Annotated in this window: 15 protein-coding genes; 6 read left to right on the plus strand and 9 right to left on the minus strand. The window is 30.9% G+C overall.

The genetic code is table 11. The features are described 5' to 3' along the window. Positions 1-5 precede the first annotated feature (5 nt). Together KFE69_07690 and KFE69_07695 are read left to right on the plus strand one after the other, a co-directional pair. On the plus strand, positions 6-1,004 hold the full coding sequence (locus tag KFE69_07690) for a hypothetical protein (GenBank protein UTW41396.1): 999 nt from the start codon (positions 6-8) through the stop codon (positions 1,002-1,004). Beyond that, a complete protein-coding gene (locus KFE69_07695) occupies positions 1,005-2,411 on the plus strand; it encodes a deoxyribodipyrimidine photo-lyase (protein UTW41397.1) in 1,407 nt (468 codons plus the stop codon). Here the strand turns inward: KFE69_07695 and KFE69_07700 are convergent. The 7 genes from KFE69_07700 to KFE69_07730 form a co-directional block, all read right to left on the minus strand. Further along, positions 2,403-3,656, minus strand: coding sequence for an MFS transporter (locus KFE69_07700; GenBank protein ID UTW41398.1), 1,254 nt, complete (start codon positions 3,654-3,656; stop codon positions 2,403-2,405). The two genes, KFE69_07695 and KFE69_07700, sit on opposite strands and share 9 nt — an antisense overlap. A gap of 110 nt (positions 3,657-3,766) precedes the next feature. Continuing rightward, a complete protein-coding gene (locus KFE69_07705; GenBank protein ID UTW41399.1) occupies positions 3,767-4,948 on the minus strand; it encodes a hypothetical protein in 1,182 nt (393 codons plus the stop codon). Positions 4,949-5,258: 310 nt separating this feature from the next. Beyond that, positions 5,259-6,641 (minus strand): hypothetical protein, encoded by a 1,383-nt coding sequence (locus KFE69_07710; GenBank protein UTW41400.1) that lies wholly within the window; start codon positions 6,639-6,641, stop codon positions 5,259-5,261. Positions 6,642-6,890: 249 nt separating this feature from the next. Further along, positions 6,891-8,195, minus strand: a complete 1,305-nt coding sequence (locus tag KFE69_07715) for a transposase (GenBank protein UTW41401.1) — start codon at positions 8,193-8,195, stop codon at positions 6,891-6,893. 157 nt (positions 8,196-8,352) lie between these two features. Continuing rightward, positions 8,353-9,024 carry a phospholipase D family protein gene (locus KFE69_07720; GenBank protein ID UTW41402.1) on the minus strand — a complete coding sequence of 224 codons (672 nt, stop codon included), beginning with the start codon at positions 9,022-9,024 and terminating at the stop codon, positions 8,353-8,355. Between the two features lie 66 nt (positions 9,025-9,090). Beyond that, complete coding sequence (locus KFE69_07725; GenBank protein UTW41403.1) at positions 9,091-9,486, minus strand: GtrA family protein; 396 nt, start codon at positions 9,484-9,486, stop codon at positions 9,091-9,093. Beyond that, complete coding sequence (locus tag KFE69_07730) at positions 9,479-10,468, minus strand: glycosyltransferase family 2 protein (protein ID UTW41404.1); 990 nt, start codon at positions 10,466-10,468, stop codon at positions 9,479-9,481. Before KFE69_07730 ends, KFE69_07725 begins: the two co-directional genes overlap by 8 nt. Before the next feature lie 125 nt (positions 10,469-10,593). Between KFE69_07730 and trmL the strand changes: the two genes are divergently transcribed. The 3 genes from trmL (at position 10,594) to KFE69_07745 (ending at position 12,685) form a co-directional block, all read left to right on the plus strand. Then, the gene (trmL, locus tag KFE69_07735; GenBank protein ID UTW41405.1) at positions 10,594-11,058 is read left to right on the plus strand and encodes a tRNA (uridine(34)/cytosine(34)/5-carboxymethylaminomethyluridine(34)-2'-O)-methyltransferase TrmL; all 465 of its coding nucleotides are present in this window, start codon (positions 10,594-10,596) and stop codon (positions 11,056-11,058) included. A 40-nt stretch (positions 11,059-11,098) separates the two neighbouring features. Next, a complete protein-coding gene (locus KFE69_07740; protein UTW41406.1) occupies positions 11,099-12,190 on the plus strand; it encodes a GrpB family protein in 1,092 nt (363 codons plus the stop codon). Positions 12,191-12,268: 78 nt separating this feature from the next. Next, positions 12,269-12,685 (plus strand): YchJ family protein, encoded by a 417-nt coding sequence (locus tag KFE69_07745; protein ID UTW41407.1) that lies wholly within the window; start codon positions 12,269-12,271, stop codon positions 12,683-12,685. Positions 12,686-12,702: 17 nt separating this feature from the next. On the opposite strand, the gene KFE69_07750 is transcribed toward KFE69_07745, so the two are convergent. Together KFE69_07750 and KFE69_07755 are read right to left on the minus strand one after the other, a co-directional pair. Beyond that, on the minus strand, positions 12,703-13,935 hold the full coding sequence (locus KFE69_07750) for an MATE family efflux transporter (protein ID UTW41408.1): 1,233 nt from the start codon (positions 13,933-13,935) through the stop codon (positions 12,703-12,705). A 179-nt stretch (positions 13,936-14,114) separates the two neighbouring features. Further along, positions 14,115-15,128, minus strand: a complete 1,014-nt coding sequence (locus KFE69_07755) for an AraC family transcriptional regulator ligand-binding domain-containing protein (protein UTW41409.1) — start codon at positions 15,126-15,128, stop codon at positions 14,115-14,117. Positions 15,129-15,266: 138 nt separating this feature from the next. On the opposite strand from KFE69_07755, the gene KFE69_07760 reads away from it, so the two are divergent. Further along, positions 15,267-17,465 carry a fatty acid desaturase gene (locus tag KFE69_07760; GenBank protein UTW41410.1) on the plus strand — a complete coding sequence of 733 codons (2,199 nt, stop codon included), beginning with the start codon at positions 15,267-15,269 and terminating at the stop codon, positions 17,463-17,465. The last annotated feature ends 233 nt before the right edge of the window (positions 17,466-17,698 follow it).

Below are 17,698 nucleotides of genomic sequence, written 5' to 3' on the forward strand. Positions count from 1 at the left end.
TAGAAATGGAGTTTAGAAAATTATTGTCATTAGGCTTGGTGATCTCGGTCATCTCTTGTTCAAGTGTTATTGCACATCAGGATATGCTAAAAGTTAAAAAGCCATTACCATCAAATAGTCAGTTAACCTATATTGGTTACTGGAATAATCTGAATACCAATAATGCAGGGACAAAAGCTAATCCAACCTTACTGGCAACTGCACAAGCAGGTTATACTATTATTCCAGTTGCATTTGGTGTAATACAGAGTACAGATGTATCATTATACAATAATCAATATAATAATAATGGTTATGGCGTGGATGTTAATTTTGATGGCTTTGTTAAAGATGTTCAAGCTGCACAAGCACAGGGCGCTAAAGTTTTGTTAACATTTGGTGGTGGTTCAAATTCTAAATTTAGTTGGAATCCTGATCCAGATAACCCTCAAGGTGCAGCTGATAGCGTGATTGAATTTTTAGCAAAAAATAAACTTGATGGTATTGACTTTGATCTTGAAGCTGGTATGAATACAGATCAAGATTATTTAATTAGTTTTATTACTGAACTAAGAAAGCAGGCACAGGTTAGAGCTTCTGACTTTCCAAATGGCTTTACGATTACTGGTGCACCACAATTAGTTTCAAGTAATGAGTTTATGTGGAATGGCAATACGAGCTTAAATGAATTATTACCACATGATGCTTGCGGTGGTGTTAAATGTTTTGATTATTTATCAATACAAGATTATAACAATAATCCGCAGCCTTCATTATCTGATGCATATGATGCAGTTTATGCACAAATGGAAAGTAATAATAATGATGGAGCAACTAAAATTATTTTAGGTGTTCCTGCAACTAGTAGTGATGGACAAGGTTATATGACACCAGATACAGTTAAAGATCAAATTAATGATATAGAAAATAAGTCTACAGCATCACAATTTGCTGGTATTATGGTTTGGACAGCTAGTAGTGATTATACTGAAGATAATTGGAGCTTTATAAGTCAGATTAAATAAATGGTTATATTATGGTTTCGACAAGATTTAAGATTATCAGATAATCCTGCATTAGCAAATGCGGTTAACAATCATGATATTTTACCAATTTATATTGATGATACAGTTAATTCAAAAGAGTATGCTTTAGGCGAGGCTTCTAAAGTTTGGCTTTATTATTCTTTAAAAAAACTAAACCAAATGCTAGATAATAAAATTTCATTTTATCAAGGCGATCCTTTAACAATTCTTAAGCAATTAACTGAAGTTTATTCAATTAAAAAAATTTATTGGAATCGTTGCTATGAACCTTGGCAAATTCAACGTGATAGAGAAATAAAAGACGTCTTTACTAAAATAGGTATTGAAATCCATAGTTATAATGGATTTTTGTTATGGGAGCCATGGACTGTCTTAAAAAAGGATAAAACGCCTTATCGAGTCTATACACCTTTTTATCAGAAAGGTTGTTTAAATGCACAGCCACCACGAGATTTAATAAAAAGGTCAGATTTAAATTCATTATCATTTATAAAAGATAAAAAATATTCATTAGTATTGGAGCAATTAGATTTATTACCCAAAATTAATTGGTATAGTGATGTAATTGAATATTGGCAAATTGGTGAAGATGATGCTTTAACTCAATTAGAGGATTTTTTGTCTAACCGATTAAAAGATTATAAAAAAAGCCGTGATTTTCCAGCAATGGATGCAACTTCAAAACTTTCACCAGCACTTCACTTTGGTTTAATATCTCCACATACACTATGGCATAAAGCGTCTAATTATGAAGATTCAGATGGCAAGGCTCATTTTTTAAAAGAAATAGCATGGCGTGAGTTTTCCTATCATTTATTATTTTATTTTAATCAATTACCTAAAAAAAACTGGCAAAGTAAATTTAATCAATTTCCATGGTCTAAGGATAAAGAGCGTTTAATTGCTTGGCAGAAAGGGCAAACAGGCATACCAATTGTTGATGCTGGTATGAGAGAGCTTTGGCAAACAGGTTATATGCATAATCGAGTACGTATGATTTGTGCTTCATTTTTAATTAAAAATTGTATGATTGATTGGCGTGAAGGTGAAAAATGGTTTTGGCAGTGTTTATTTGATGCGGATTTAGCAAATAATAGTGCTAGTTGGCAGTGGGTTGCAGGTTGTGGTTTTGATGCAGCACCTTATTTTAGAATATTTAATCCAGTATTACAGGCGGAAAAATTTGATCCAGATGGTGAATATATTAAAGCTTATATACCTGAGTTGGCATTATTACCAGTAAAATATCTTTATGCACCTTGGCAAACACCAAAAGAGATATTAGAGCAAGCTAAAATTGAATTAGGCAAAACTTATCCTTATCCAATCGTAGATTTAAAACTTTCCAGAGAAATGGCACTTGAGGCTTATAAAAGTCTAGTTTGATGGTGCTTTTTGATGCTCTTCTTCATCAGCTCTTGGATCTAATTCATTCATTAAAGGCGTATTTGTTGTTGCTGCAGTAAAGTCTTGTTTTTCTGCATCGGTTGGTGCTTCAACTTGTGTTTTACGCCATATAAGAAAGCCTGACATTGGTAGTGAGCAAATGATAAAAAAGATTAATAATCCAACCATTCCAAATGTACTGATAAAGAAAGGAGCAATAACAGGTCCAAGCATGGCTCCACCACCATATGCTAGTAATAAACCTTGAGTTGCGCCAATAATATCTTTTGGTTCTAAACGATCACAAGCATGACTAATGCCAACTGGGTAAAGTGTAAAAGTTACTCCACCGAGGATAAATAATGTAAAGCAGAAAAAATAAAAATAATACTCTGCAGTAAAGATAATGATTAAAGAGAATATTGCTGTGATTAAGCCTAATGCACTAATCACAGTACGGCGACTAACTTTATCTGAAATTTTACCAATAGGATATTGCAGTGCCATACCACCTAAAATAGTTATACCCATAAGCCAGGCTAATTGATTAACATTATAATTGATATCTGAAATATAGATTGGTAGTAAACCATAAACATTACCTAAAATAAGACCACTAATAAAACAAGTAATCACGCCACTTGGACTGGTTTTAAAAAGTGATTTGATATTTAGTGTTGATGGCTCTTCAAATTTAGGAGATTCTGTTTTAGTCATTGCTAAAGGAATAACTGATAGAGAGGCTAGAATCGTTGCAATCGCATAAGGAATAAAGCTTTCAAGATGGCCGATGTTTAATAAAAATTGCCCACCAGCTTGAGCTAAATAAAGTGCAACCATATAAACAGCTAAAATTTGACCTCTGTTTTCTTTATTACTAGTAGTTAGAATCCAGCTTTCAATAACAACATATAAACCACCAATAGCAAAACCATCAAATAATCTTAAAATAATCCAGAAGATATCATTAATATAAATACCATGTAACATAGTAGTCACAGCTAGTAATGAGGCAAATGCAGCATAGGCTCTGATATGACCAACACGAAAAATAAATTTTTCAGTTTTAAAAGCAGCTAACGTCATACCTGCATAGTAGAAAGTAGTCAGTGCACCAATAGATAAGCTACTACTGCCTAAGTCATGTAATCTTAAAGATAAGTAGGTTGTAATTAAACCATTGCCTAAAGTTAGAATCACTAGGCAGAGTAGGGGTGTAATTAATAATCTGAGTGTTGAAAACATACAACTTACCCTCAATCTTAACTTTTATGATATTTTTATATTTTCTTGCTCTGTAATTGTATGATAAGAATTAGAAGAAGGGTAGGGATAAAGTGAGAAATGTGACAATTTTATTTTGGAAAGTTTCCATATGATGGCTGACTAACTGAACTCATAAAATTATCTCGCATTTCTTCTAATTCAGCTTGCTGATGTTGTATGCCTGTTTGATGAAAAACTGCAGTAGCATCTCTAGTTAATCCAAGCTGATCTACAACATCTAAAGCAGCTCTAGAGTCAACTTTAATAACTCTAGGCTGTTTAGATTCATTAAACCTTTTAAGTATAGAATCAAGATCAAGGTTACCATTATCGTCAAATAATCTAGCTCTTGACTCAACTGGAGAAAGTACTGGTTGATTACCATTGAGTTTAAAGGTAATTGATTGTTTAGAAGCTTCAGATTCAATTCTTTCACATCGATCAATGATATTATGATACTTACTTAAAATATCAACTACAACAGGTGATGTATTCTGACCTGATAAAACAAAATCTTGTTTAATTAATTCTTCTGGAATTTCGTCTTGTCTTGCTTGCTCTACCGTTTTATTTTGTGCGAGTAAAATTTCTTCAGCAATAGTTTTATTTGCTTGGATATTTAATTTACCTTTATCTGAATCAACGTCAGTTGAAACTGTACCTAGATCTAATGATGCTGATGTATCTTGAGTTGGTGCAGTGTAAGTAGCTGTGACACCACTATTTGCATTGGTAATAACAGCAGATGTGATATTACCATTAGGGGATTTTGTAGTAGCGACTGTCGTACCTTGACCAAGTTTATTTTGGATATTAGTAAGGGCAGTACTAATATTAGTTGACAGTGAACTTAAGTATTTATCTGATAATTCACTATTACCATCATTTTTAGGTTGCTCTACTTTAAGTTTAGTATCATTTGTGCCCATTTCAGTCTCAGGATTAACAATAGTTGCTTCTTTGGCTTTAGCAAGTTTACCCAAGTCATCATACATTTCATTGATTTTATTTAATAAGTTGTTATGTTGTTCAATATCTTTTTCTTGTTTATTTTCAGCAGCATTTAACTTATCTAGATTTTCTTGTACTACTTTTGTGTGTTCAGCTAATTGTTCAGCAATTTCCTTTAAGTCAGATGCATCTAACTTTTTAAAGTTTTCCTCATTAAGAGTAACAATAATTGCAATAAATTTTTTTATTTCTTCAGTTTTTTGCTGACGGTCATTTAATTGGTCTCTAATTAGTCTTAGTTCTGCAGGTGTTAATGCCATCTTTTCACTCCTATAAATTAAACTTTAAATAAGTAAAATCGTTCAATAAATTCTATGAAGCTAAGAATATCAAATAATCAAATATCATGAAACACTTGTTTTGTTACAGGGGTGGTTAAAAAATAACCAGCATGTTTTAATAATCATACATTATTAATTAAAATAAAAAACAATAACATATATAGTATATTACTTTATGAATAATCAAATAACTGGTAACTTAATAAATATAATATTATCAAATGTTACGATTTTAATAGAATAATTGATATATTTTTGATTATTTTAAGATGTAATTTTATAGGATAGATTATGCTGCAGGAGCTGCCGTACCTTGATCAAGCTGTTGTTGTCTTTCCACTTCAATATGCTGTTGATCAGATTGCATCATTGGATTTGGAGGCCATGTGGATTTTTGCTGTTGTTGACCCATTTCTTGTTCTTGCATTTTTTGCTGCATAACTTCCTGTGCTTGTTTATGTAAGGGTAAAGCTTCGTCTTCTTTACCTGAAGAAAGATCAGAATCTTCTTCTAGTACTTTTGACTTTGTAGTCTGAGGGTCAGGTGTTGGTGTAGAATCAAGTTCTTGTTGTTGTTTCTGTGCTAACTCATCAGTCTTAGCTGGTTCTTTTTTTAGTAAAGAGTCTATTTTTTCAAGACCATCGACAACCTGAGCAGTAGCAGCGACAAGTTCTTTTTGATTAACAGGGTCAAGTTTAGCTCTAGCAAGCGCTTGACTTAAACTATTGTATACATGAGGCATACTATGTTCTAATGATTTAATTTTATCTTCAAGTACCTGAGTAAGTGTACTGAAGCTGTCTTGTGATTCTGGTGTACATTTTAAAGTACACTCTAAATTATGTTCTGGTCCAACAAGTCTGCTAGCTTGCAATTCAATGATATTATCAGCAACATTATGTATTGATTTTTCATCATCATTTAACCTTTCAATCATAAATTCATGATTATTACGATTATGCGTCATTTGACTACAAACTTCGCCGTTATCATCTTTGCCTGTTATACGAGTTTTACCTTTAACACCATCAGCATCTCTTTCAACTTCAAAGCCTTTCTTTTCGATATTATCTAAAGCATTGTCATACTGAAGATCATTATACTCACTTTCTAATGGTTCTATTTCACTATAAAATTCTTCAAGGAAGTCTTCTGTAAGATTATCCTTTTCAGAAAGACTTTCATAAAATTTACTACTACTTTCAGCTAAAGCTTCATATCTTTCTTTAATTGCTAGAAGTTTTTCATCATCTAATTCATCTTGAAATTCATCATTTTCTTGTTTTTGATGATATTTAACCATAGCAGCAGCTGCTGCTCTACGAAAAGCAATTTCATATTCAATTAATTGTAATTGTAATTGTCGTTGTTGAATTTCAATTTCACGTTCACGTTGATTTTCGATAGCAATTGCGGCGGCACGCTTTTCTTTTTGATCAATCTTTTCTTGGCTAAGGATACCATTGCGTTCTTCATATCGTTCTTCAATGCGGCGGTTGTATTTAATTAGATAGGCGTCAAGTTCTTGGATGTTAACACGTTGGCCCATCTCAAATTGGATGCCTTGAACTTGGTTGCCAGAAAATACAACACTATCATTGACTTCAGTACTTAAAGGGTTCTGAGAATCTAAAGGATCATTAAATTGTTTTCTTCTATTCTCTTCGAACATACTTACACCACGCTTATTTAAATTTCACAACACCGCTGGTCATATAATAACAAATTTCTTGAAAATAATCAATCAATTAGCTAACTTTTCAGCTATTCCCGCTTAATTTTTCATTTAATTATTAATTCCATTAGCATTCTCATTGACAATACTTACCGCTACAGCATATGCACCGTATATTAGATTTTTATGTCTCATTAATAAATAACCGGGTATAGTTAAAAACACGATGTTCATGGCAAAATATAATTAACCAGTGTCGATGATCAATTGGGCTTTAACTTTTCCTGATAGGTGTAAATATAGCGCTTCCCAACTATTAATCTGTGCTATAAAAAAAGCACTTCTTATTCTGTCCCATAAACGACTTCTTGTCTCTAATTTTTTTAATGCCGACTTAAATAATGGACAGCATAGTTCTTGAATTTGATCTACCAAAAATGCCAATAGCATCAAAAAGCCAAATACTGTACATAAGTTGTTTGCTCCATGACCAAAATTGTGTTCAAAATTATACCCTTGATTTTTTAATGTATTAAATGTCTCATTTTCAATTTTCCAGCGTGCACGTGCTCCTGTCATTATTTTAAATACATTGTTTGAATTAAGATCAAGGTCTGTCACCCAAGTAAAATGCTGTACTTTACCTTTTTTATTTGTCTGTTTATAAGACAAAAAGTTAACCTTAATATCACTTCTAGTTTCATTTAATTCAGCTTGATTAACCCACTCAAATTCATGTTTAACACCCTCTAGTGACATCGACAAAAACTCGGATTTACTTGCTTTAACCCAGTCAAAAAGCCAGGTATGATCACTTGGTTTTACTCCTAGAATATAATGAATATTATGTTTGTTTAGGTCATCAATATGAGGGCCATTGGCATATAAGGCATCTTCAACAAAAATCATTGCTAAGTGCGGGTGTTCTTGGCGAAGACGTTTAATTAAACGTTTGGCTGCATTTCGCTCACAATCATTTTTCTTTGTTCCATCACTTTTAATAATTGGCTCAGGCGCTAATGGAATCACTTGCTTTATATCAGGATGTACAATCGAAGCACACAACATTTGATGATAATAAGTTTTTGTTCCATTACGGTGATGTTTTACACAGCAATTATCACAATGCACTTCATGTGATGAAAACATCCCTGTGCCGTCACTGGAAATCAAATAATAATCATTATAAAAACAATATTGCTCTAGAACTTTACCTCTTTGTAGATTGCTTAGTAATGCATTAAATGACTGACGTAATTGAAGATAATCAATTTCATCTAAACGTTCACGTAAATATGTATCACATGGCACTTTTTCAACTTTATATAATGAGCTAATATTATTTTTAACCAAACTGCCCTCTGATCGCATATCTTTATCAAATTTAAGTAATGAAGGATACTTCATTCCAAATACTGCCATGCCACACATCAAACAATCAACAAGTGAGTAAATGCTGGATGACTTCCTATCAGTAGCTTTTGCAAAGCTATTTCTTAATGTGTGTAATAAACCTGGTATAGATAGATGTTTTTTAAATTGATTGTTCATTGTAAAATAACTAGGTTACGAAAAATAAATATATGATCGGTCTAAAAGTCTTTATTTGCAACCCGTGTCATTAATAGCGGGAATTGCTGCTAACTTTTGGGTATATGAAACAATGCTTTTGATTTAAAATGCTATAATTTACTGATTAATAAAGAAATTAATTAAATAAATCTTTTACTTTTTCAGAGCCATCTTGTGCGGCTTGTGAGAGGTTTGAATAGATGCTATTACTGGTTGATTTAACTTGATCCCACCACGAAGTGCATTTACCAGAAAGTTCGCAGTATTTAGGTAGAATAACAGCGGCCTCTTTACGTTTTTTAAAGTTTTGATTGTATTGATTTGCAAGTGTTACATTATGAATAATCAATACATTCTCAGCATTTCTATAGTCAGCACTTTTTGTCCAATTAAACGAGCCAGTAATAACAGTTTTATCATCAATAATCATTACTTTATTATGTGCAATTTTAGGCTGATAATCGATCCAGACAGGGATATTTGCATTGGTTAATGCATGTGAGACATTATATTTATTACCAGCATCAATTTTATCTAGCACTGGTGTGACAGTTACGCCTCGTTTTGATGCATCAATTAATGCAACAACAATGGGTTGTGATGTAAATGAATAGGCCTGAATGTTAATCGACTTTTTAGCGTTATTGATTTCATTAACGATCAATTTAGTACATTGACCATTTGAAGGTGTAAAACAAAGTTGATAGGAGGTATCATTTAATGTGCCTTCAACTTCGTTAGCAAATACACTATGTGATAAGGTAATTACAGTTGCAATAGCAATGATGCTTGATTGTATATAGTTCATAAATTTACTTTAAAGTTGGTTTATATTTTAACTTATTACAATATAAGATTCTGCTGGAAGCAATATCTATTTAAAAGCCCATAGTTTGCTAAGTATAAAAGTAATTGGTGGTACAGTTGCTAGTGTTAAAAATAGTGCAAATTGATAATGGGGTATAAATAGTAGATAAATACCATACAAACCTTCATTTAAAATAAAGCTTAAAGTGGCAACAATAAAAAATTTAATATTTGACGTATGACTTATTTTTTTTCCGTGCTCATGGAAAGTCCAATTTTTATGGCCAAAGTAGCTAACATTATAAGCAATAAGAAATGCAACGATATTGGCTAAAAGTGGATACCAGTGAAAAAAATGAACTAGAATACTTACAATGATAAAGTGCACAATTGCAGCAATAACACCAACAATTCCAAATTTAAATGTTTGTTTAAAAAGAATAATATGATGTGGTTTAATCACTGCTTGACTCATTTGTTTTAGTAGAAGCTAAATTACGACTTTTCTTTTTATTAATAATATAGATAGGGCGTTGTTTTACTTCATTAAAAATTCTAGCAACATATTCACCGACAACACCAATTGATATCAATTGAATACCACCTAAGAAAGTAATGCCTGCAACAACGGTAGCCCAACCTGGTGTTCTTACGCCAGAGATAAATGTATCAATAATAACGTATATGCCATAACAAAATGCTAATAAGGAAATAATAACGCCTATTAATGACCATATTCTTAATGGCCAATCTGAAAACGAAGTAATACCAGTAAGCGCTAATTCAAATAGTTTACGATAATTCCATTTACTTTTACCATCGCCAGCTCTAGGAGCGACTTGATAGGGTACAGGGCATCCTTTAAAACCAACCCAAGCATATAACCCTTTCATAAAACGGTTTGTTTCAGGTAATGCATTTAATGCGATTAAGACTTGACGGTCGATTAATCTAAAATCACCTGCATCTGCAGGTAGCTCGATATTCATAATTAATTTATTGATTTTATAAAACCAACTTGAAAATAAACGTTTAAAAAATGGTTGGTCATCACGGGATCTTACACCATAAATATTATCATAACCTTCATACCATTTTTCAATAAACTGATCAATTATATCTAATGGATGTTGAAAATCTGAATCCATAATAATAACAAATTCGGCATCAGTTGACGCTTCTTTTAAACCAGCTGTAATGGCAGGTTCTTTACCGAAGTTACGTGAAAAACTAATTAATGTAATTGGAAATTTACCTGTAATTGACTGAATAATTTCAGCGGAGTTATCTGAACTACCGTCATCAACTAAGATAATACGATAATTTGTTGTATAAGATTGTAATTTATGATCTAGTTTTTCAATAAATGCGCCAATTAAATCTGCTTCATTAAAAACTGGAATAATAAGTTCAATATATGGATTATGCTTTTGTTCTCTTAACATTTTTAGTGTTGCCAACTAATTTTATTATCTAATTTAATTTTGAATTATAGATTGTTAGGGGGATTTTTGCTATCTTTCACTTCATCGTAGTTTTTTATTTTTCAAATAAAGGTATTAATAAGTATATGATTGAAATTGCATTACATGAACCAGAAATTCCACCGAATACAGGTAATATAATTCGACTGTGTGCGAACTCTGGCGCACCTCTACATTTAATCGAACCATTAGGCTTTGCTTGGGATGATAAAAAGTTAAGGCGAGCAGGTCTTGATTATCATGAGTTTGCTGATATTAATCATCATAAAAATTTTGATGATTTTAAAAGAGAGACACAAAAAACTCGTGTATTTGCAATATCAACACATGGTACTACTTATTATCATGATGTGGACTATCAAGCAGGTGATATTTTATTATTTGGGCCTGAAACACGTGGACTTCCAAAAGACTATCTTGCATCTTTACCGAAACAACAAGTGATTAGAATACCAATGCTACCTGAGTCACGAAGTTTAAATTTATCAAATTCAGTTGCTGTAATTTTATATGAAGCTTGGCGGCAGTTAGGATTTAATCAAGGAATATAAATAAGTTATATATAAACCATAAATATAAGGCCTGAAAATAATGAGTATGAGTAACACTGGGAATGAAAAAATAAGGGATGTCGTTTTAGTTGCGCATAATGATCAATGGCAAGAAGCTTTTCAAGCTGAAGCAGGTCGTATAAAAAAAATATTAGGTAATCATTGTGTTGATATTCATCATATAGGTAGTACAGCAATTCAAAAGATTAGTGCTAAACCAATTATTGATATGATGCCTGTAGTAGATAATTTATCAAAAATTGATCAATTAAATAATCAATTTGAACAGTTGGGTTATCAAGTGATGGGAGAATTTGGCATACCTAACAGGAGGTATTATTGGAAATCAAAAGAAAAAAGAACCCATCATATTCATTTATTTGAAAAAGATAATCCTCATATTAGTCGTCATTTGGAATTTAGAGATTTTCTCAGTCAAAATTTAGATTATGCTAAAGCCTATGAGTTAATTAAAACTAATTTAGCCAATGCATTTTCACAAGATATAGATAATTATGTAAAAGGTAAAAGTGCTTTTATTGAATATATAGATTATAAAACAGGCAATGCAGATCAAATACAGAAAGAAGCTACTGATGATATTGAAATTGTAAGCTACGACCCTGCATGGCCAAAGCTTGCCAATCTTGAAATTAATATTATCAAAGCAATTGTAGAGCCGTTAAAATTAAATTATATAAAAATTGAGCATATAGGTAGTACAGCAATAGCTAATTTATCGAGTAAACCCATTATAGATATTTTTATTGTGATTGAAGATATTCAACAAGGCGTATTATGGGTGCCTATACTTGAAAAATTAGGTTATATATTTTGGCAAGAAAATCCAGATAAAAAACATTTGCGCTTTTTTAAAGGGATGCCACCATATGGTAAAAAAAGAACACACCATGTTCATATCGTTGCCAAAGATAACCCAAGATGGATTCATAGTGTTTTATTTAGGGATATATTGAAAAAAAATAAAGAACTAAAATTAGAATATGAGCAACTTAAATTAGAGTTAGCTGAGCAATTTAAAAATGACCGTGAAGCTTATACAGATAAGAAACATGATTTTATTAAAATGGTTTTAAGAGCATCAGGCTTTGATGAAGAAATTAAAAGATAAATATAAAATTCTAAATTTATAAAAACTGTATTACACTGAGTGTATAATTAAACAAGTTATATATAAACCATAAATATAATGATTACCAAAAACAACTCAAAAGAGTTAATATGTCCATGCAAAAGTAAGTTAAATTACGATCAATGCTGTAAAATTGCTCATGATAATCATCAGAGTGTACAAACTGCAGAACAATTAATGCGTTCACGATATAGTGCTTATGTTTTAAAATTGGTTGATTATATTGTAGAGACAACACACCCACAAAAACGTTCAAAGAATCTATATCTTGAAATAGCTCAATGGGCAGAAAAACCAAAGTGGTTAAATCTTGAAATAATGAGTAAGCGTTTTGGTCAAGCAAACGATAAAGTAGGGTTTGTTGAATTTAAAGCATTGTATTTACTAGATGGAAAAGAGCAATTTATGCATGAGAATTCAAAATTTAAAAAATTCTCAAATAAATGGTATTATTTTGATGGGAAATTAAAGTAAATAGCTCAAAAAATTGATCACATAAACCGATGCTTTAAATAAAAATTTCTAATAAAATATCCAAGTATTAAAGCCCTTAATATAAAAAAGCTGTAAAATGCTAACCAAAGGCCTAAATTACCATACGGCTTTAATACATACCATATCCCAAAAAATAGTATCACAGTTAAAATCATTCCATTACGCATTTCTTTAAATAAATTTGCGCCAATTGCTATGCCATCTAATAAAAAACTTACAAAACTAACAAGTGGAAACAAAATCATAAATGGCATATAGTCAGAAGCCATATCTTTAACTAATTGAATATTAGTCATCCAATTTATAAAAGTATGTCCAAACAAAAGATAAATAATACTGAATAATAGACTACATGCTAGAGCCCAATAGCCAACTATGAAGATATTTTTTTTAAATTTTATAATATTTTTTTCACCAATTGCTTGACCTGAAAAAGCCTCTGCAACATTGTCAAATCCGCCCAGTGCATTAGACATTATTTGAAAAAAATTCATTAATAGAGTATTTACAGCAAGCACTAAAACGCTAATATAGCCACTCCATATAGTAAAAAAAGTAAAGACAATTATTAAACACAATGATCTAATGAAAATATCTCTATTAGCACTTAATAGTGGTTTAAATTTGTGAAGCTTTATTTTTGTTTTTATAAATATATTTTTGAAATTAAGATAATGACTTATCAAATAAATTCCAACAAGTAAGCCAATATATTGAGATAGAACATCTGACCAAGCAATCCCTATTAATTTAAGTTGTAATATAACACCTAAAAAAATTGATAAAAGAATAGCTAGAAAATTAGTTATAATTAATAAAACAAGCGGGCCACGAGTTTTTTGTATTCCTATTAGAATACCAACAACGATGAAGTTTATTAATACTGCAGGAGCACCCCAAATACGTATATTATAATATTGGCGCATTAAGTTATTGATTTCTTGATTTGGATGTATCCATAATGAAAAAAATCGAAATAATGGATATTGTAAAATAATTAAACTCAGACCAATAACAATTGCTAAATAAATACTATGTAATAGGATATCATTGATCTTAGATTTATTTCTTTCACCATAAGCATGGGAAATTAAAGCTGTTGTTGTCATTCGAAAAAAACCTAATCCCCAATAAATAAAATTAAAGATCATAGTTCCAAGGCCGATAGCTGCAAGATAGGACTGGTTTTGGAAATGCCCTACAATTATGGTATTAATAAAACCTAACATAGGAACTGTTAAATTTGATAAAATTAATGGAAAAGCTAGTTTAGGAATATCAAAGTGGAAATTAAAGTTTTTGAACACAAATTTTAGTTCCTATTGAAAATATGTGACCGATATTAGCATGTGCTTTATATACTGTAAAACTTAATAATAAAATATATGAACATGCTGTTACAAAAGGCCTAAATTACAATTTTTTCCAAATATTTTGAAGGTGGAACACCTTCCCAACGTTTAAAAGCACGACGAAAATTTGCTACATCATGATAACCTAAATTAAATGCAATTTCTTGAATTGCCATTTGTTTATTACGCAAATATGAAATAGCTAGTGTGTGTTTAACTGTCTCTAATATTTCTCGATAAGTTGTTCCTTCTTTTAATAAACGCCGATGCATGGTTCTGGGTGATAAATGAAACTTTTGTGCTATTGATTCTAAAGGTTGAGCATAATGTTTACTTTCTAAAAGTAATTGATAAATTTGTTGACTAATTAAAGGTTTTTTATTGATTGTTTCTAGTTCTTTTTGACAGATATTCACTGCATAAATGTAGGTTTCAGTATCTGCCATTGGTAGTGGCTTATCTAATATTGACAAAGGTAATGCAATACCATTAAAGGGTTGATTATAAATTATATCACATTGAAATAAATCAGAGGCCAATTGAGCTTGTGAGTTTTCTGCAAATGAAAATGCAACATAGATTGAATTATTTGATGTCATGGTAATATAGTCAATTAACCTTTTAAGCGCTAAAGCAACAGCTTCAATAATAATTTCTTTTACATCATCAAGTGGGTGATTTTCATTTATTTGAATTAACAAATAACCGCCTTGAGATTGCTGTTTAATAGAAATAAGGTTAGTTCTTAAAGGTAGAAAGTTTTCAAGTAGGTTGATTGACTGACGAAGTGAGGCACTATTCATCATCGCAAAGCCTAAAATACCATGTGTATTTGTTAGTAGGCGATCACCAACCATAAGTCCAATTGAGGGGTTATTCAATAGCTTTTTTGCTTGTTTAAGTAATTGATAAAAGTCAGACCAAGCTAAAGAAATAACGGGATCATTTAGATGCTTTTCATTCATAAATTTTTTATTTATCCAAGTATTTAGGTGCTTATGATGTTCACTAATAATCGTTATAATTTGCCTAATACAATAAGATGGAAGTGAGATATTTGATTGAAACACAATGTAATTTCCATATTTACATAAATAATCAATACAAATAATTGTCAAAAAATAACCCCTTAATGTCAATAGAGAACCTATTAACTTATCTTATTGTTTTTTAGAATAAAATAGTTAAACAACAATAAGACTAAGACGATGTTTTCATTTTTTAGTAAAAAACCTATGAACTATCAAGTTGTTATTAATAATAAGTTAATTGATATTGACCATAGAGAAACTATTTTACAAGGCGCACTTAACGCAGGGTTAGACTTTCCATATAGTTGTCGTGTTGGTGGCTGTGCAACGTGTAAATGTAAGTTAATTAAAGGTAGAGTTAAGGAATTAACTGAAACAGGATATATCCTGTCAAGCGATGAACTTGCTAAGGGATATATTTTAGCCTGTCAGAGTAGAGCTATAACGGATATTGAAATTGATGTTGATTTAGAGTCATTTAGTGACATTAAATTTGTAAAAGGCAAAGTTATTTCCCAAGAAAAACTAACGCATGATATTATTGAACTTAGAGTAAAATTAGAGAAAGCACTTGATTATAAAGCAGGGCAATATGCGAGTTTAACGTTTGATGATATGCCTGAAGTTTCAAGAAATTATTCCTTTGCAACACCAGTTAATAATAATTTTGAAGTAAGTTTTTATATCAAACATATACCAGAAGGTATGCTTTCAACGATAGTTGCAGAAGAAAATCTGCAAGGTAAAACTATAACACTTGAAGGGCCTAAAGGTAATTTTTTTCTTAAAGATAAAAAGTTAGAGTTATTATTTATTGCTGGTGGAAGTGGGCTAGCTCCAATTCTTGCAATTTTACAAGAGACACTAGATAAAGGTAATTGTTATCCTGTTACTTTTCTTTTTGGGGCAAGAACAAAAGACGATTTATACCAATTAGAGAAAGTTGAACAAATTAAAAAAAATTGGACAGAACAATTTGAATTTACTGTTGTTTTATCTGATGCTGATGATGATGAAAATTGGCAAGGTAAAAAAGGATTGGTTGCTGATCATATTCAACTAATTAACCCTGAAAATACTGAAACTTATTTATGCGGGCCAAAGGGTATGATTGATCATGCTGAAGAAAAATTAATTTCAATGGGAATTAATAAACAATCAATTTATGCGGATCGTTTTTTAACTCAAGCTGACTTAAAGCTGGTTAATAAACAAAAAGATAACAATTTAAAATCAAGTACAATGATTTTTCATTATTTGAAATATACGATATTTCATTTAGTTGGCCTGTATGCATTAGCTAGTATTTTAGCAGGTGGTATGTATACAGTATTTGCACTCATTTTCATTATTATTTTTTATACTGTTGGTGATGAATATTCAGGAAATGATACCTCAACACCACAATTTAAATACCCAAGTATTTTAACTTATCAATTATGGCTTGCATTACCTTTGTTAATCTTAATTATTTTTGCATTAATTTGGCGTTTTAGTGAATATGATTTTCTTTATTTTGGAAGTTTTTTAAGTCATTTATTGGGTTATGATTTATTAAAAATAAGAGCGAGTAATTCAATTGGAAGTGATATCTCAGCAATCATTTTAACAGGGCTAATGATTGGGTTAATTGGTACAATTACCGCACATGAATTAACGCATAGAACTTGGGATAAAACATCAATGCTAATTGGCCGCTGGTTACTCGGCTTTAGTTTTGATGCTGCATTTTCTATTGAACATGTCTATGGGCATCATCGATATGTTGCAACAGCTGAAGATCCTGCAACAGCACCAAGAGGTAGAAGTGTATATTTTCATATATTAGCTTCAACAATAAAAGGCAATATCAGTGCTTGGAATATTGAAAAAAATCGCTTAAATAAAAAAAACTCATCATTTTTCTCTTTTAAAAATGTATTATTTCGTGGTTATTTGATGAGTATTTTATTAATCATTGCTGCATATCTTATTGGGGGAATAATAAGTATGTTTGCTTTTATTATTTGCGCACTAATAGCTAAATCATTACTTGAAATTGTTAACTATATGGAACATTACGGTATGGTACGTATTTCATCATTACCAGTTCAACCTCGCCACTCATGGAATGCCAATAAGCGATTAAGCTCATGGAGTATGTTTAATTTAACACGACATTCCCATCACCATGCTGAAGGTGAAGTAGCTTATCAAAATCTAAAGCCATTTCCTGAAGCACCTATGATGATCAGTGGTTATCTGACAATGATCATTATTGCAATGATCCCACCATTATGGTTTAAATTAATGAAGCCAAAAGTAGATCAGTGGGATCAAGAATTTGCATCTGATGAAGAAAAACGATTGATTGATAAAATTTATAAAGCTACCTAAAGCCATCTCAAATATTCATAATCTATTAACATTCACGAAAATAATATTTCTTTAACTAGCTTCATATTACAATTAAACTAATTATTTGAATTATCGTATATTATTTTTTATTATTGGATTTATTATAATCAAATATAATCTTTATTTGTCTCAGGATTTAATTCTTATTGCTTAATATGAATGATTTTTTTGTGTTAGTTTTCTATTGAGAAAAGGATTTTCAAATTAGATAA

This window comes from bacterium SCSIO 12844, from assembly GCA_024397935.1.
Taxonomy (GTDB): Bacteria; Pseudomonadota; Gammaproteobacteria; order Francisellales; family Francisellaceae; genus M0027.

Bases quoted from the DNA above. Each gene is read 5' to 3' on its own strand.
- KFE69_07720 (UTW41402.1), bottom strand. From the start codon at position 9,024: ATGAACTATATACAATCAAGCATCATTGCTATTGCAACTGTAATTACC.
- trmL (UTW41405.1), top strand. From the start codon at position 10,594: ATGATTGAAATTGCATTACATGAACCAGAAATTCCACCGAATACAGGT.
- KFE69_07700 (UTW41398.1), bottom strand. From the start codon at position 3,656: ATGTTTTCAACACTCAGATTATTAATTACACCCCTACTCTGCCTAGTG.
- KFE69_07740 (UTW41406.1), top strand. From the start codon at position 11,099: ATGAGTATGAGTAACACTGGGAATGAAAAAATAAGGGATGTCGTTTTA.
- KFE69_07745 (UTW41407.1), top strand. From the start codon at position 12,269: ATGATTACCAAAAACAACTCAAAAGAGTTAATATGTCCATGCAAAAGT.
- KFE69_07715 (UTW41401.1), bottom strand. From the start codon at position 8,195: ATGAACAATCAATTTAAAAAACATCTATCTATACCAGGTTTATTACAC.
- KFE69_07760 (UTW41410.1), top strand. From the start codon at position 15,267: ATGTTTTCATTTTTTAGTAAAAAACCTATGAACTATCAAGTTGTTATT.
- KFE69_07695 (UTW41397.1), top strand. From the start codon at position 1,005: ATGGTTATATTATGGTTTCGACAAGATTTAAGATTATCAGATAATCCT.
- KFE69_07705 (UTW41399.1), bottom strand. From the start codon at position 4,948: ATGGCATTAACACCTGCAGAACTAAGACTAATTAGAGACCAATTAAAT.
- KFE69_07690 (UTW41396.1), top strand. From the start codon at position 6: ATGGAGTTTAGAAAATTATTGTCATTAGGCTTGGTGATCTCGGTCATC.
- KFE69_07750 (UTW41408.1), bottom strand. From the start codon at position 13,935: ATGTTAGGTTTTATTAATACCATAATTGTAGGGCATTTCCAAAACCAG.
- KFE69_07710 (UTW41400.1), bottom strand. From the start codon at position 6,641: ATGTTCGAAGAGAATAGAAGAAAACAATTTAATGATCCTTTAGATTCT.
- KFE69_07730 (UTW41404.1), bottom strand. From the start codon at position 10,468: ATGTTAAGAGAACAAAAGCATAATCCATATATTGAACTTATTATTCCA.